The following is a 14,601-nucleotide window of genomic DNA, read 5'->3' as shown; positions in this document are numbered from 1 at the left end:
AATGTTTTTTTGAGAAAAAAAAAGGAAGGTTTTTAATACCTTCCTTTTTGTGGAGTCGCCGGGAATCGAACCCGGGTCCAAACAAGCAATTAAAGAGCTTTCTACACGTTTATTTCCTGATTGGATTTTCGTTGTTGAGCTAGGTCAGGAACAACCACTCAACACTTATCTTCTTAATTTCGAAATCCACCCGAAGCTCATGGAAATCTAGGTCTATTTTTACGGTTCCCCTGTACTGACCGCCACAAACCAAGGCTTTCAAGGAGAATCCAGCTTCCCTATCTGATAGGGACGTGGCTAATCTTACTATAATTCAGATTATACAGCTAAAGCGTAGTTATTTTCCCAGCTCTCCGAAGTCTTTTTATGAAAAACTGGCAAATGTCTTTAGTTCTCCGAAGTCTTCCTTATGAAAAGCTGCGCAAATATCTCTGACTTTGCGCATTTTTTTTGCTTCATAGATATTCTAAACCTGATAAAAGTCTCCCACCTTTCCTTAATAATTGTTTCGAGAGAAAATAATATTAAAAGAAAAGAGCTGCTTAAAAGCAGCTCCTTATAAGGTTTTTCAAGTTAGTTGTATAAGCTTACTAATTCAAAATACTTCCTAAATAAAATAAATGAAAAACCAATGTATGTTTATAATGTATTAACAATAATGATTTTTTTCTAAAATTATGACACTTTTAAAATCACTTTCACTTCAATTTTTATCCCAGACTTTTATTTTCTTTTATCTTTTGGTAAAAAATTAGGTCTCTCGATTTCATTAGACAAAATCCATCCTGTTCTATAGATCCATTCTGTCATTTTGTACAATTTTGCGTAATCAATATTTTCTGATTCATCCATTGGAGTATGGTATTCATTGTGCAGAACACTGGTAAAGAAAACAGAAGGAATACCTTTATTCACGTAAGAAACATGATCTGAACGAAGGTAAAAATATTCAGGATGTTCCGGTTTGTCCCAAAACTTATCCAGCTCAAATTTTGGCCCCTCATTATTGGCCTTTAAAGCAGCATCAACCAATTCATTTGAATTTTTGTGCGGTGCAGTAGATCCCAAAAGTGCTGCCTGATTCAGTTCATTTCGGCCTATCATATCACCATTTAATACTGCAGTAATATCTTTCAGAGGGACAGTAGGATGCGATGCATACCAGTTTGAGCCTAACAAACCTCGTTCTTCAGATCCATGAAATACAAATAATGCCGATCTTTTTCCAGGCTGCTTTTTGTAAGCCCTTGCAATAGCAAGCATTGCGACACACATACTGGCATTATCATCTGCTCCGTTATAAATAGAATCCTGACCATACTTTTGTCTGATACCGTCATGATCCTGATGACCACTGAAAATAACATATTCATTCTTAAGTTTAGAATCAGTTCCTTCAATTTTTCCGACAACATTTACAGAAGGATATTTATAGGTTTCTGAAATCACTTCAGCTGTAAGGTTCGCTTTAGTAGTTTTTAAAAATTCGAGTTGATCATTATGCATCCAAAAAGTTGGCATTCTGGGGGGCACAGGGATTTTATCGCGCATACCTTCAATTCCGTAAACACCTCTCTTCATTTGCGGTTCTACCTGAGACCAGCTTTCTTCTCCTAATGCATCAGCAACAATTATAAGTGCTGCGGCTCCTTTATAAGCTAACGACTCATAATACTTCTGTTTAACAAAACCTGGATAGCGTCGGTCAAAAAGTGAGATATTATCTGAGATTCCTTCTTTTGATGCAAGTATGACAACAGCTTTTCCTTTAACATCAGCAGATTCTATTTCCTTAATTGAAGCGGAACCGAGATACAACAACGGTGCGTCAACTTTATTATTTGTAGTTTCCGCTATTAAAACCTCATCCCATAATTTATAGCTTTTCTGACCAATACTTACTTTTGTGTTTGGCGTAACCTGATGTCTGTAAAGATCAAAAAACTGAAAAAAAGTGCCGTCATCTCCCGCAGGCAACATGCCTGCTTCTCTTGCTTTCTCAGCCAGCCATGCAGAAACTTTAAGTTCGTCCAATGTTCCTGCTTCCCGCCCATTAAAATGATCTGCTGCCATTTGATAAAGATCTGTTTTAAGATCTTTTTCTTTTATAGCAGAAATCAACGGTTTTTTGAATGTCTGCGAAAAAACAATTTCACTACACGCTATAAGTAATAGTATAATTTTTTTCTTCATAGTTCTAATTTGAATTGATTCGAAAATAATTACCTGCATATCAGATAATAGAAATTAATAATTAAAAAGGCTGTCTGGCAAAGGACAGCCTCCTTTAACTAATAAAATAAAAATGTGTGCTGAAGTTCTATTTTCCAGATGTATTTTCAGGACTCATAATTACTTCAACGCTGCTTGAACTGTCCAGCATTTGTTTACTAAACTGCTGAATAGTTTTTTGGTTAATTTTTGAGATTAAATTTTTATACTCGTCATCCTGTAAAAATGGAATCTGATTTAAGCTGTTGTTATAAAGGGTGCTGTTCCAAAAAGAATTGGTTTTCAGTGATTCTTCCCTGTTTTTAAGTAGTGCTTTTTTGATGTCTTCCAAATCATTGGCATTAACCGGAACCGTTTTCAAATAATTTAATTCTTTCCAGACAATCTGCATTAATTTTTCCTGTTTCTCAGGATTAGAATCAAAGGTTAGTGCCAGGCTGTAAGTTGGTACTGGAATTTGTTCTAAAGTTCCGCCTACATTTACTCCGTAACTTCCGCCCTCTTCTTCTCTGATAGTCTGGAGGAATCGTTTGGATAATAATTGACCAATTACATATATATTTATTGCATTTTCTTTACTGTACTCAGTTTTACCAGTTAGGTTTAAATAAACAGTGGTTTTAGGAACTTCCATCGGGCGTTTAAAGTGCACTACAGTTTTTCCTTTTTTCGGTTCAATATTATGATTGACATAATTCTCTTTTAATGCCGGATTTGATTTTAGATTCCCTATGTATTTCTGAATTAGTTCCAAACCTGATTCCGGAACGTTCCCTACAAAAATAAATGTGAAATCAGCCGCGTTTTTAAATCGGTCACGGTAGATGTTTTCTGCTTTTTTCAGGTCAATCGCTTCCAGGAATTTATCGTTGAACAGAAAAGTTCTTGGATTGTGATTTGAATTTGCTAAATCAACTGTGTCATTAAAAGCACTTCCGTTATCCTTTTTGATAGTTTCTAAGCGGTTTTTATATTGTTCCTTTAGAATATTAAAAATATTTATGTCAAAACGGGGTGCTTCAAAAGAAAGATAAAGCAATTGAAGCATTGTTTCAAAATCTGCTTTATTGGAACCTCCCTGGAACCCCTGCGTATTTTCTCCAATAAAAGGAGATGACTGCGCTACTTTTCCTGTCAGCTTTTCTTTTAAAGCTAAATTATCAAATTTTCCTAATCCAGATGATTTTGCAAGTGTAGTTGCAATTTCTGCAGAATTTAAATCCTCTGTTTTTACTAAAGATTTACCTCCTTTTGAAAAAGCAGAGAAAACAATCTGATCCTGAGAATAAGTTGTTGGAAGCACAATTATTTTGGCATCGTTTTCTAAAATATAACCTTTTGCATCCTTTACTCCGGCAACTTCAAATGTTTTTTTGATGGCAGCGGGCTTCAATTCCTTTTCGATCAAAGGTGCATTATTTTCTTTTTTCGTGTAAGGTTCCAAGGTTTTGCTTTCTACCTTTTTGATTACGTCAACAACAGCTTCTTTGGTCGGAAAACTATTTTTTTCATCTTCAGAACCTGTTATTAGAACCACCTGATTGGCTGGTTTCTGAATCGTTTTTGCGTAAGCGTTCAATTCCTCCAGAGAAAGACTTTTTATAATACCCACAATCAGTTTATAATCTTCTTCAGGTGATAGAAATGGTTTTGCTTTTAAGAAATAATCAGTTAATTTATCTGCCCATGTTTCATTGTCAATTTTATCTTTGTTACTGATAAAATCATCATAAGAACTTATAAAAAGCTTTTTTGTTCGGTCTAATTCGGCTTGTACTGCACCAAAACGTTTTAGGCGTTCAGCTTCTGTGTAGGCTTCTTCAAATGCTTCCAGCGTTTTTCCTTTTTTGGCTGAAGCCGAAATATTATAAGTTGTATTTAATCTGGAAATTCCGCTGAAATAGTTGCTTAAATTCAGACTTGCCCCCTGATTTTTTAGGAGTAATTCTTTGAAACGATTGTTTAATATACTGGTATAAAAAGAATTCAAAACGTTTTTACGCGTTACAACACTGTCTTTTACAAGCGGTTCGTCCGTGATATATCGCAAAGTGATAACCGTTGAAGAAGCTTCTTTATCTGAAGCGGTTCCAAAATACAATTCGTCATGTTTCGGAATTGTTTCATAGGTTCTCTCCACTGCTTTTTTCGGTAAAGGAATATCGGAAAAAATTGCTTTAACCTTTTGCTCCATGACCTTTATATCGATATCCCCAATTATTATTACGGCTTGTAAATCGGGTCTGTACCATTTTTTATAGTAATTACGTAATTCGGCATATTTGAAATTATTGATGATATCCAAATCGCCAATCACATCTCTTTTACCGTATTTCGATCCTTTGTACAAAACGGGATCGGTCTGCATTTTTAAGCGGAAATCACTCGTTCTTCTTGTTCTCCATTCTTCACGGATAACACCTCTTTCTGCATCGATTTCTGCATCAGTTAAAGATAAGGATCCTGACCAGTCGTGTAAAACCCAAAGGGTAGAATCAATCAGTTTTTCGTTGGTTACAGGAACAGTGCTAATGTTGTAAACCGTTTCGTCCTGAGCTGTATAAGCATTAATATCTTTACCAAAAGTTACTCCGTTTTTTTCTAACATTTTAATGATACCTTTGCCTTTAAAATGCTCGGTTCCATTAAATGCCATATGTTCCAGAAAATGCGCCAGTCCGTTTTGATTGTCATCTTCCAGTATGGCACCAACGTTTTGAACGAAGTAAAAACTCGCTCTGTCTTTTGGCTCTTCGTTATGCAGAATATAATACGTTAAACCGTTTTTAAGTTTTCCGGTTATAACATTTTTATCCAGCGGAATTGTGGTTTTGAATTGAGAGAATGCACCGTGAAAAGACAGCAGCAGAATCCCAAAGATGATATTTTTTTTAGTCATTTTTTTTATTTTTTTATCCAATAGCTGCCGTTAAAAAATCAATTCGGATGTATTTTGATTGGGGAACAAAAACAGATCGAATATCATTTTCAACGACACCAAAAGGGGATTTTATCTTCTGTTCCTTCTAATTAAAATAAAGGCAGCACTTAATATGATTAATAAAGGAAATAGTCCGATGAAGACAATTTTATTAATTAAAACCTGATTAGCATTAATGGTTATTTTGTTGTCAATGCTTTCCGGACGTGTTGTATCAATTGGAAATTCGTAATTACTGAACCAGCTAAAAATATCTGTGAAAAACTGAAATGTTCCGGAACCTCCTCTGCTTAACTCGGCATTGCCCATAAAATCAGCATCACCTGAAATAATAATTTTTTGTTCTTTACCATTACTGTTTCTGGTTAGCGATACTACAAGGGGAACTGCAGTTGATGAAGGCTGCTTTTTCAAATCCTCTGAAATAGATGTAATGGCTGTTTGAGATTCCCATGCAGGCTGCTTATTGGTTTTTAAAAGTGGCGTTACTTTAAAACCGGCATCTTTATTAATTTTAATGCCGCTGCTGCCTAAAAACGGAATTGGATTGTTATTACGGGTTTTACTAAATCTAACACTATTCGGATCACTATTTTTTTGTAGATCTGTAACCAGATAATCCGGAGCATTGGTTTCACTTTCCTGAACCAAAGCTTGTTTCGTATAGCTTAAACCTAATTTATCTGTTATTACTGCTAAAGTCGAATTGGTTTCCGGTTCTGCCAGAAGAATTAGATTTTTTCCTTCATCTATATATTTTGTAATTCTGTCAACAGCCCCCTGGCTCAATTGCGTTTTTGGGTCGGCTATGACTAAAATATTGGTTTGTTCCGGAATATTCATTGCATTAATATCAACTGCAGCAACATCAAATCCCTGATTGATTAATGAATATCGAAAGGTAATTTCATTAAATCCTGTCTTGTAATTTTTGTCTCCAATTTTGTCAATACTGCGCTCCAGGTTTCCCGTTGCCAAAACAATTTTAGGAGCCGGAACCACTAAACGTTTTAAGGCTGCAGAAATTTCTTTTTCGCTCGGCGCTTTAAACAAATCATCATACATTCTTAAAAATGTTTTCTTTCCATTGTATTCCAGCACTCTAACCACTCGGTTTTGCTCTGGTTTCAAATCAATCAACTTTTTGATTTCAGCAGGAGAATATAATTTTTTGAGTTTTAAATCCTGCGTTTCAATCATTTTTTCGGCCAGCTGTTTATCATTTAGTCCCGGATTTTGCGCATATAAAGCCTCATTATTTGAAGTATCGTAATAATAGACATATTCTATTTGCATTTGCGGTAAAAAGCGGGTGTAGTTTTCAAAACTGGAAATATCCTGATTTTGAGAATAAGGCATGGCCACGTGATAGTTAACATCTAATAAGTTTACATAGGTTGTTAACTTAATGGGGCCTTCTATTTTTTTGACGATATCTAAACTATTTTTGGTCAGCGTTCTGCTTTTAGTACGCGTCATATCCTTATAAAATGTCAGCGGAGCTCGTGAAGTAATGTATCCAAGTGTAAGAACTACAGTCACTAATAAAGTATAATTTAAAACTCTTTTAGAAGTTTTCTGAGCATCTCTTCCGGTTTTTAATTTGTAGATGCTCAGACCAATGAAAAGACCGCTTACAAGTATAAAGTAAAATACATCTTTGCTTATAATTAGTCCCTCAAGCATTTCATTGGCACGGCCTGCGATGGAAAGAAAATAAGTGATGTCTTTTACAAATTCGACATCCTGCCATAATTTTCCAATAAAATTTAAACCAGCCAAAACAACTAATGTACTAATAGCTGCCACAACCTGGTAAGAAGTAAGGCAGGACATAAAAAGACCAATAGCTGCATAAGTAGAAACCAGTAGATACAAGCCAATAAGTCCAGAAAGAACAAATGTTAAGTCTAAATTTTCAATAGAAAAGTATGCAATTATAACCTGAAGTGCCAGTATAGCGACAAATAACAGGCAATAGGTAACAATGGCTAAATATTTTCCTAGTACGATATCCTTAATTTTTATAGGGGAAGAAAGCAGAAGTTTAATGGAACCACTGTTAATTTCACGGCTCACCAACCCCATTGTTAAAAGAGGGACATATAAGTACAAATAATTTTGCATTTCAGTATACAATCCATTGAAGCCCGAAAAAACATATTGCGACAAATTGCCAATGCTTTCTCCAATTTTTTGTGCTTTTTCAAAACGTTGTACCGAGTCGAAAAATTTCCAGCTGGACTGGATAGAAAATATGACTAAAACCACCCACGCAACCGGCGAATAAAACATGGTATTGAGCTCTGTTTTAGCAATTCTGTATATTGTTTTCATTTGTTTGATTTTTAAGAAGGAATGGCGTTTTTAGAAGGTGCTTTTTTTGATAATTGGGCAAAAATTTCATCCAGAGATACTTTTTCGAATTGAATCTCACGTAATTTCCAGTTGTTAGAGACGCTTAGCGATACAATTTTTTCAGCAACTTCCTGTGTGCCATTAAAAGTGATCTGAACTTTTTTAGGGGAAAGATATACTGCATGAGAAATTTGGGGAATGGCTGTTAATTCAGCAATTGCGGGCGGATTTTCAAAGCTTGCAGTCAATTTATCAGCTTCTATATAATTATTGAAAGCCTCGAGAGTGTCCGAAAAAACCATGTGTCCGTTTTCAATCATTCTGATATCCTGACAGGTTGCCTGAACTTCAGAAAGAATGTGTGAAGAAAATATTACGGCTTTATCCTTGGCAATTTTTTTAATTAAGTTTCTTACTTCTAAAATTTGGTTTGGATCTAATCCGTTTGTTGGCTCATCTAAAACCACGAGTTTTGGCTCGTGAATAATAGCTTGTGCAATTCCCACACGCTGTCTGTATCCGCCGGATAAGTTTTTAATTAATCGGTGGCTGAAATGTGCAATTCCGCATTTTTCTTTGGCTTTTTCAACCGCATTTTTTAAATCTTCTTTTTTGACATGGCGCAATTCTGCACAATGAATTAAATATTCATTTACCGTTAAATCTAAATGCAAAGGCGGAGTTTGGGGCAAAAATCCGATTAGTTTTTTAGCTTCAACAGGGTTTTCTTTTAGATTAATCCCATCAATAAAAATATTTCCGTGAGTCTGGTTTAAAACCCCGCAAAGGATATTCATAGTAGTCGATTTTCCGGCACCATTAGAGCCCAGAAGCCCCAGAATCCTGTTTTCTTTGATTTCAAAATTTATATTTTGTATTGCCCAATCCTTACTATATTGATGTGACAAGTCCTCAACTCTTACAATTGTTGTTTCCATAGTGTTATTAAAATCTCAGGAATGCTTTTTTTATAAAACATTCCTGAGTAAATTATTTGAATTAGTTAGTATCCCGGATTTGGAATTAAGGAAGGATTAGATCGAATAGCCGTTTCCGGAATTGGATAAAGACTGTCCGTGCTTTTCCAGATTTTATCGCTAACTGATCCAAGAATCTGATCAATGTTACCGCTTCTTTTAAGATCCAGCCATCGGTGGCCATTTTCGGCAAACAGTTCTCTTTCTCTTTCCATAGCAATTAATTCAAGGAGTTGATTGGAGTCTGTTAATGTAGTGTTGCCTAATAAAGCCCTGTTTCTGATTACATCAATATCCTGTTGTGCGCCGGTAATATTATTTAATTTTACCCTTGCTTCGGCTCTTATCAAATAAAGTTCTGCCAGTCTGAGTACAGTTGAGCGTTCGTTGATAGATTGTCCAAAATTAGCTTTATATTTTCTTGGCGCAATGCCTATAAAAGCATTAGTTACTCTGTCTCGGATATCAATTGTCCATTTTGTTTTTCGATCATCACCTGCTTCAAAAAGGGCATTTCCTTTTCTTAGTAAATAAGTTCCTCCGGTTCCAAATACAGCAGTTCCTTCATAAGTATAATTAACATTATAATAAGGTATCTGAAGGATAGCTTCATCATTATCTGCAATAAATGGATTATTCGAATCTGTCAATCCGGTAATTATTTTGTAGGTACCGGTCTCATTTATTACGGCAGATGCATGAATCTCTGCTGCACTCCATCTTCTTAAATAAAGATTTACCCTTGCTAATAATGCTTCTGCAGCCCATTTTGTAGCTCTTATTCTTTCTCCATCATTATAATTACTGTAGTTAGTTGGAAGATCTTTTGAGGCATCAGTCAAATCAAGCAAAATCTGGGTGTAAACCGCTTCCTGAGAAGATTGTGGTGCCAAAGCCGTAACATCTATATTTGTAGTCAATATCAATGGTACGTTTCCCCAAAGATTAGTTAGATAAAAATGTGAATAGGCGCGTAGAAATTTTGCTTCAGCAATCCATTGTTTACTTTTTACAGGATTAAGTGTAGTGCTTTTAGTAACTCCTTCAATAACATTGTTGGCATTATAAATTGTTTTGTACAATTCTGTCCACATAGTACCTATACTCCCATCGATATCCGGAATTTCATTAGAACTATAAACATTTGCAATACCTGTTCGGGGGATTAACTCATCAGCTGTCTGTCCAAGAATTCTATGCAAATTATCATAATAAACGCTGGCAACCATGCTTTGGTAAATTCCATTGACAGCAGCTTCTGCAGTTGGATCAGAAACATATACATTTTCAGATGATAATTCGTTAACCGGAAGGTCAACGTCAAGCATATCATCACAGCCTGTAAGTCCTGTTAAAAGAAAAAACGAAAAGATATAGGTATATTTAATAGAAAAATTTTTCATGATTAGTAGAATTAAAATGTAAACTGAGTTCCAAAAGTGATCGTACGCAATGGAGGCAATGCCAAGCCTTGTGTTTCAGGGTCAAGTCCTCTGTAGCTGGTAAAGGTTACTAAATTCTGACCCTGTAATGAAAGACGGATGGCTTGTATGTATTTCTTAGTTCCTTCATTTAAAGGAACCTGATAAGAGGCATTCACATTTTTAAGTTTTATATACGATGCATCTACGATAGCTGCATTTGATCCTATATAATTGAAAAAACTATTCTGAAAACCTGAACTTAGTACATTTCCTTGTGCTAAGTAATCTCTGTACTCATCAACCTGAAAATTTGCTGTACTGTAAGGGTACCCTGGCTGCGCACCTGTTGATGCCATTAAAGTAGTACCTTCCTGTTTTACAAACTGGAATAAAAAGTCAAGAGTAAATGCCTTATAGCTAATTGTATTTGAGATTCCTCCGTAATATTGAGGATATGTTGGTCCGTAATATTCTCTGTCGCCAACTTTTGTATCTGCTAATCCGCGTGAAATTCTTCCGTCTCCGTTTACATCTTTAAATTGAGGTTCTCCATTAGTATTACCTGTGTAAGTGTATAAATATCGGCTGCTTAAAGGTCTGCCTACAACATATTGAGAGTAATAGCTGGTGAATTCGATACCATCAAATTTTGCTAATTTATTTGAGTTGGTCGAAATATTAAAAGAAGTTGACCAGGTTAGGTCTTTGGTACGGATGTTCGTTGTACCAAGGGTAAACTCCCATCCCTGATTTTCAACTTCAGCTGGTAAATTAGCGGTATAAGAGGTAAATCCGGCCTGTGGACTAAGTGTATAATCAACTAATTGGTTACTGGATGTATTTTTGTAATAAGCTGTGGTAAAAGAAATACGGTCCTTAAGGAAACTTAAATCCAAAGCCACTTCAAATTTTTTGGTAAGTCCCCATTTGATATTTGGATTGGCAATTTTTGTTGCAGCCATAGAAGGATTTCCGTTACCATAAGTACGTGTGTCGTACGTATCAACGTATCTGTAATTTCCAATTTCGTCGCTTCCGATTTCTCCGTAACTGGAGCGGATTTTACCAAAACTTAGCCATAAATTGTCTTTTAAAAACTTTTCTTCGGTAAAAATCCAGGCACCCCCAACAGAACCAAAATTACCAAAACGGTTATTGGCTCCAAATTTAGAAGAACCATCTCTTCTAAAATTCAAATTCAGAATGTATTTGTTTTCAATATTATAATTTACTCTGCTAAAAAGAGAAATGTATTTGTATTCTGAGCTTGCATTAGACGCAGAGATTGTTTCTGCAGCACCTACATTACCAATTAAATTATCTGCAGAATATTGGGAAGCGTTTAAATAGGTAGGCATTTCAGCTTTTCTGTCCTGCCAGGATCCACCAACAAGTGCGGTAAGATTACCCTTCCATAATTGGGTTGTATAATTAAGCTGAGGGTCTATAGTAAAATTGTTGGTATTATTTGTTGAAGTAGTATAAGATCTTGATGTATCATATCCATTTGCTTCATCATACACGTGGTTACTGGCAGATCCAGGCATATACTGCTTGGTAAGCATTTGAGCTCTTCCGTAACCCAAATCTGTTTTAATAGAAAGTCCTTTTGCAATTTCATATTGAAGGCTTACACTTGTAATTAAGTTAATTCCTTTATCATCAACTCTTTTACCTAAAGCTGCAAGCGGGTTAATATCACTAAAATAATCCGGAGACCAGTAATAACTGCCATCTGCATTATACAACGGACGGTTTGGTGCAGTACCTATTGCATAATTGGTAATATCAAAAAACGGTAGCTGGTTATGGTCTGTAGAGAAAAGAACAGATGCTCCTATTTTTAATTTTTTATCGAGTGTGCTGTGATTCACATTAAAGTTAGTAGAGAATTTATCGTAGCTGAAATCTCCCGGGACAACAGTAGTTTCTTTATGGTAAGCGGCACTTAAAAGAAAATTTGTTGTATCATTTCCACCTTTTAATGAACCCGAATAATTATTGAAATTTGCTGTACCACCTATCAGTTTTTCCTGCCAGTTTGTATAAGCATTTGGATCCCAGTCTGTAATAGCAATACCGTTACTATCCACATCAGCTACATCACCACCATTGTTTAATGCAGTTTGCAGCATATTCAGGTAAGTAGGGGTATCTAATGTTTTTATCATATGTGCCACTTCAGAAACTCCTGAGTTTGTCGTTATAGTAAATTCTGTTTTTCCTGCCTTTCCTTTTTTGGTTGTAATAAGTACAACACCATTGGCTCCTCTTGATCCGTAAATTGCCGTAGCATCTGCATCTTTTAGAATTTCAATACTTTCTATATCATTTGGATTAAGAATGTTTAATGGACTTGTTCTTTTTTGCGCTCCTCTAACAACGTCCATATTTTGTGCTCCCTGATCTTTTTGCGCCTGCTCCTTTAAATCATCGCCTATATAAGGAATTCCATCTATGATATAAAAGGGCAGGTTATCTCCGGCAATAAAATTTCGGCCACGAATACTAATGTTCATGTCTGATCCTGCATAACCTGATGTCTGTGTTACAAAAACACCTGGTGTTCTTCCCTGTAAACTTTGTAAAATATTAGTTATAGGCTGTTTCTCAATATCTTCAGCTGTAATTTTAACTACAGATCCGGTCGTTGTTCTTTTGGTTGTTGTACCATAACCAATAATTACAACTTCGTCCAGTTTGGCCAAATCGGGCTGTAATTTGATAGTTATTGAACTTTGATTTTCAACGATAACTTCTTGTGTCTTATACCCCAGATAAGCTACTTTAAGCGTATGTTTTCCGGCTGGCAGGTCAATATAAAACTGTCCATCAAAATCTGATACGCCGTGTTTGTTACTCCCTACAAGAAGAACAGAAACACCTGGTAGAGGAAATCCTTTTTCATCCAAAACTTTTCCCGTAAGTGTACGGTCTCTTTCCGGCATATCATTTTTTCCGGATGTGCTGGATTCTGTTTTTTCTTTTTTATAAATGACAACATTTTTGTCTACCTGTTTGTAAACCAGATTGCTGCCCTGAAATACTAAGTCCAAAATATCACTTACACTTCTACGTCCTCTTGGTGTAGTAACTTTTGGAAAATCTTTTATGATCTGTGGCTGGTAAGCAAACAGTAATCCCGTTTTATTTTCTATTGTTTTAAATAAAGTTTTAATATCCTGGTTATGAAGCTCAATGTCAACTGATATTGTTTCTAAATTCTGGCTGCTCATTTCGGTAGCGAAGACCATATGAGTGCCACAGGTCAGTAAGAAAATGTGGAATAAACTGATTCGCATGATCATAAGTGTTTTTTTTGACAAATGGAAAAATGTAGATTTCTTTTCCGTGTCAAACATGGTTGTTTTACAGCGTAATTTCATAAATTTGCTTGTTTTTAATGGTTACTGGTTTTAATTATTAAAAATTTGGGCCATCTGGTGTAGGAGCTGGATGGCTTTTTTATTTACTCTTATAGCTTGTTTTTAAGGTTACTATTATTTTAAAGCTTTCTAAAGTAGGAGGTTTAGTCAGCCCTTTTTGTTTTTTTATTTATTCACAGCCTTTTCCTTCCAAAATAATCGTCCCGGCTTTGTTGTAACGATATTCGGTTTCAATAACACTGCTGATTACTTTTAGCACATGATCCAGATCTTCATCATTTAAGAAGCTGGCTGTAATTCTGCAATTTTTAATCTTTTCGTTTGCCAATGAAATCTGTACTTTGTATTTCTGGGAAATTAAGGCAATAGCCTCTTCCATATTAATGTCGTCAAGAATCAGGTAATTACTTTTCCATTCTGTCACGACAGCGGCACTAATATTACTTTGGGCAAAACTGAGTGTGTTTTTATTGACTTTAATTTGCTGGTTCGGAGTGATAATGCCGTAAATTTTCTCATCATCTCCAACCTGAACCTTACCTCTTGCAACGGTAACTTCAATATTACCCGAAGAGTTATGTGTATTAATATTAAATGCCGTACCTAACACCCTGGTTTGTACCTTTCCTGTATGTACAATAAAAGGTTTTTCTTCGTTTCGTTTAATATCAAAAAAGGCCTCTCCCGTAAGTGTCACTTCACGGGTTTTCGCATCAAAAGAATCCTGGTCATATTTCAGGGTACTGTTATCGTTTAAAAGCACTGTACTTCCATCAGGCAAACGAATCAACTGTTTTCCGCTAAAATCTATAGAAGTATTTTCTGCAATTACAGGCTTTTCAATAACTGGAGTCATTAAAGAAGTTTTTGGTTTAAAAAACAAACTGTTGCCAAGAGCGATTAAAGCAATAATACTGGCTGCTGCAAATAGTATACGAACAACTTTTTTTCTGTTTCTTTTTTCCGGTTCAAGTTTTATAACTTCCCGGTTAGAATTAGGTTCAGACAAGATACATCTTAAAATATAAGCACTTTGCTCATCACCCATTACTTCAGATCCAGTCTTCTCCTTAAGCATGATATGAATTTTTTCTTTTATGATATCATCATATTCACCATTTCGAATAAGTTCCATCAGTTTTTGTTCTTCAGCCTCTGAGTGGTTCCTTTGCAAATAATTTTCAAATAATTCTTCAAATATTTTTTTCTGCATTCGATTTGTAATTAAATAAGTTAATAATAGGTCGTAAATGGTAAACTTGGGACAGTTTAAAATTTATTTA

General features: G+C 35.4%; 7 protein-coding genes and 1 other RNA gene. All 8 read right to left on the bottom strand.

The genetic code is table 11. The features are described from left to right. Nucleotides 1-47 precede the first annotated feature (47 nt). The 8 genes from ssrA to DMB68_RS01885 all read right to left on the bottom strand — a co-directional run bounded on the left by ssrA (nt 48) and on the right by DMB68_RS01885 (nt 14,531). Nucleotides 48-318: a transfer-messenger RNA gene (ssrA, locus tag DMB68_RS23820) on the bottom strand. Nucleotides 319-723: 405 nt separating this feature from the next. Beyond that, entirely contained in the window at nt 724-2,193 is a 1,470-nt protein-coding gene (locus DMB68_RS01915; protein ID WP_110346314.1) for a M28 family metallopeptidase, read from the bottom strand. A 127-nt stretch (nt 2,194-2,320) separates the two neighbouring features. Then, the gene (locus tag DMB68_RS01910) at nt 2,321-5,131 is read right to left on the bottom strand and encodes a M16 family metallopeptidase (protein WP_110344986.1); all 2,811 of its coding nucleotides are present in this window, start codon (nt 5,129-5,131) and stop codon (nt 2,321-2,323) included. A 111-nt stretch (nt 5,132-5,242) separates the two neighbouring features. Next, on the bottom strand, nt 5,243-7,510 hold the full coding sequence (locus DMB68_RS01905) for a Gldg family protein (RefSeq protein WP_110344985.1): 2,268 nt from the start codon (nt 7,508-7,510) through the stop codon (nt 5,243-5,245). A gap of 11 nt (nt 7,511-7,521) precedes the next feature. Next, nucleotides 7,522-8,469, bottom strand: coding sequence for an ABC transporter ATP-binding protein (locus tag DMB68_RS01900; RefSeq protein ID WP_110344984.1), 948 nt, complete (start codon nt 8,467-8,469; stop codon nt 7,522-7,524). 65 nt (nt 8,470-8,534) lie between these two features. Further along, nucleotides 8,535-9,911, bottom strand: a complete 1,377-nt coding sequence (locus tag DMB68_RS01895) for a RagB/SusD family nutrient uptake outer membrane protein (protein ID WP_110344983.1) — start codon at nt 9,909-9,911, stop codon at nt 8,535-8,537. A gap of 11 nt (nt 9,912-9,922) precedes the next feature. Beyond that, nucleotides 9,923-13,240 (bottom strand): SusC/RagA family TonB-linked outer membrane protein, encoded by a 3,318-nt coding sequence (locus tag DMB68_RS01890; protein WP_165830074.1) that lies wholly within the window; start codon nt 13,238-13,240, stop codon nt 9,923-9,925. 247 nt (nt 13,241-13,487) lie between these two features. Beyond that, nucleotides 13,488-14,531, bottom strand: coding sequence for a FecR family protein (locus tag DMB68_RS01885; protein ID WP_110344981.1), 1,044 nt, complete (start codon nt 14,529-14,531; stop codon nt 13,488-13,490). Nucleotides 14,532-14,601: the final 70 nt, after the last annotated feature.

The organism is Flavobacterium hydrophilum (assembly GCF_003202405.1).
GTDB lineage: Bacteria > Bacteroidota > Bacteroidia > Flavobacteriales > Flavobacteriaceae > Flavobacterium > Flavobacterium hydrophilum.
This window is presented reverse-complemented; position numbering and strand designations above follow the sequence as displayed.

Bases quoted from the DNA above. Each gene is read 5' to 3' on its own strand.
- DMB68_RS01895 (WP_110344983.1), bottom strand. From the start codon at position 9,911: ATGAAAAATTTTTCTATTAAATATACCTATATCTTTTCGTTTTTTCTT.
- DMB68_RS01905 (WP_110344985.1), bottom strand. From the start codon at position 7,510: ATGAAAACAATATACAGAATTGCTAAAACAGAGCTCAATACCATGTTT.
- DMB68_RS01910 (WP_110344986.1), bottom strand. From the start codon at position 5,131: ATGACTAAAAAAAATATCATCTTTGGGATTCTGCTGCTGTCTTTTCAC.
- DMB68_RS01890 (WP_165830074.1), bottom strand. From the start codon at position 13,240: ATGATCATGCGAATCAGTTTATTCCACATTTTCTTACTGACCTGTGGC.
- DMB68_RS01915 (WP_110346314.1), bottom strand. From the start codon at position 2,193: ATGAAGAAAAAAATTATACTATTACTTATAGCGTGTAGTGAAATTGTT.
- DMB68_RS01900 (WP_110344984.1), bottom strand. From the start codon at position 8,469: ATGGAAACAACAATTGTAAGAGTTGAGGACTTGTCACATCAATATAGT.
- DMB68_RS01885 (WP_110344981.1), bottom strand. From the start codon at position 14,531: ATGCAGAAAAAAATATTTGAAGAATTATTTGAAAATTATTTGCAAAGG.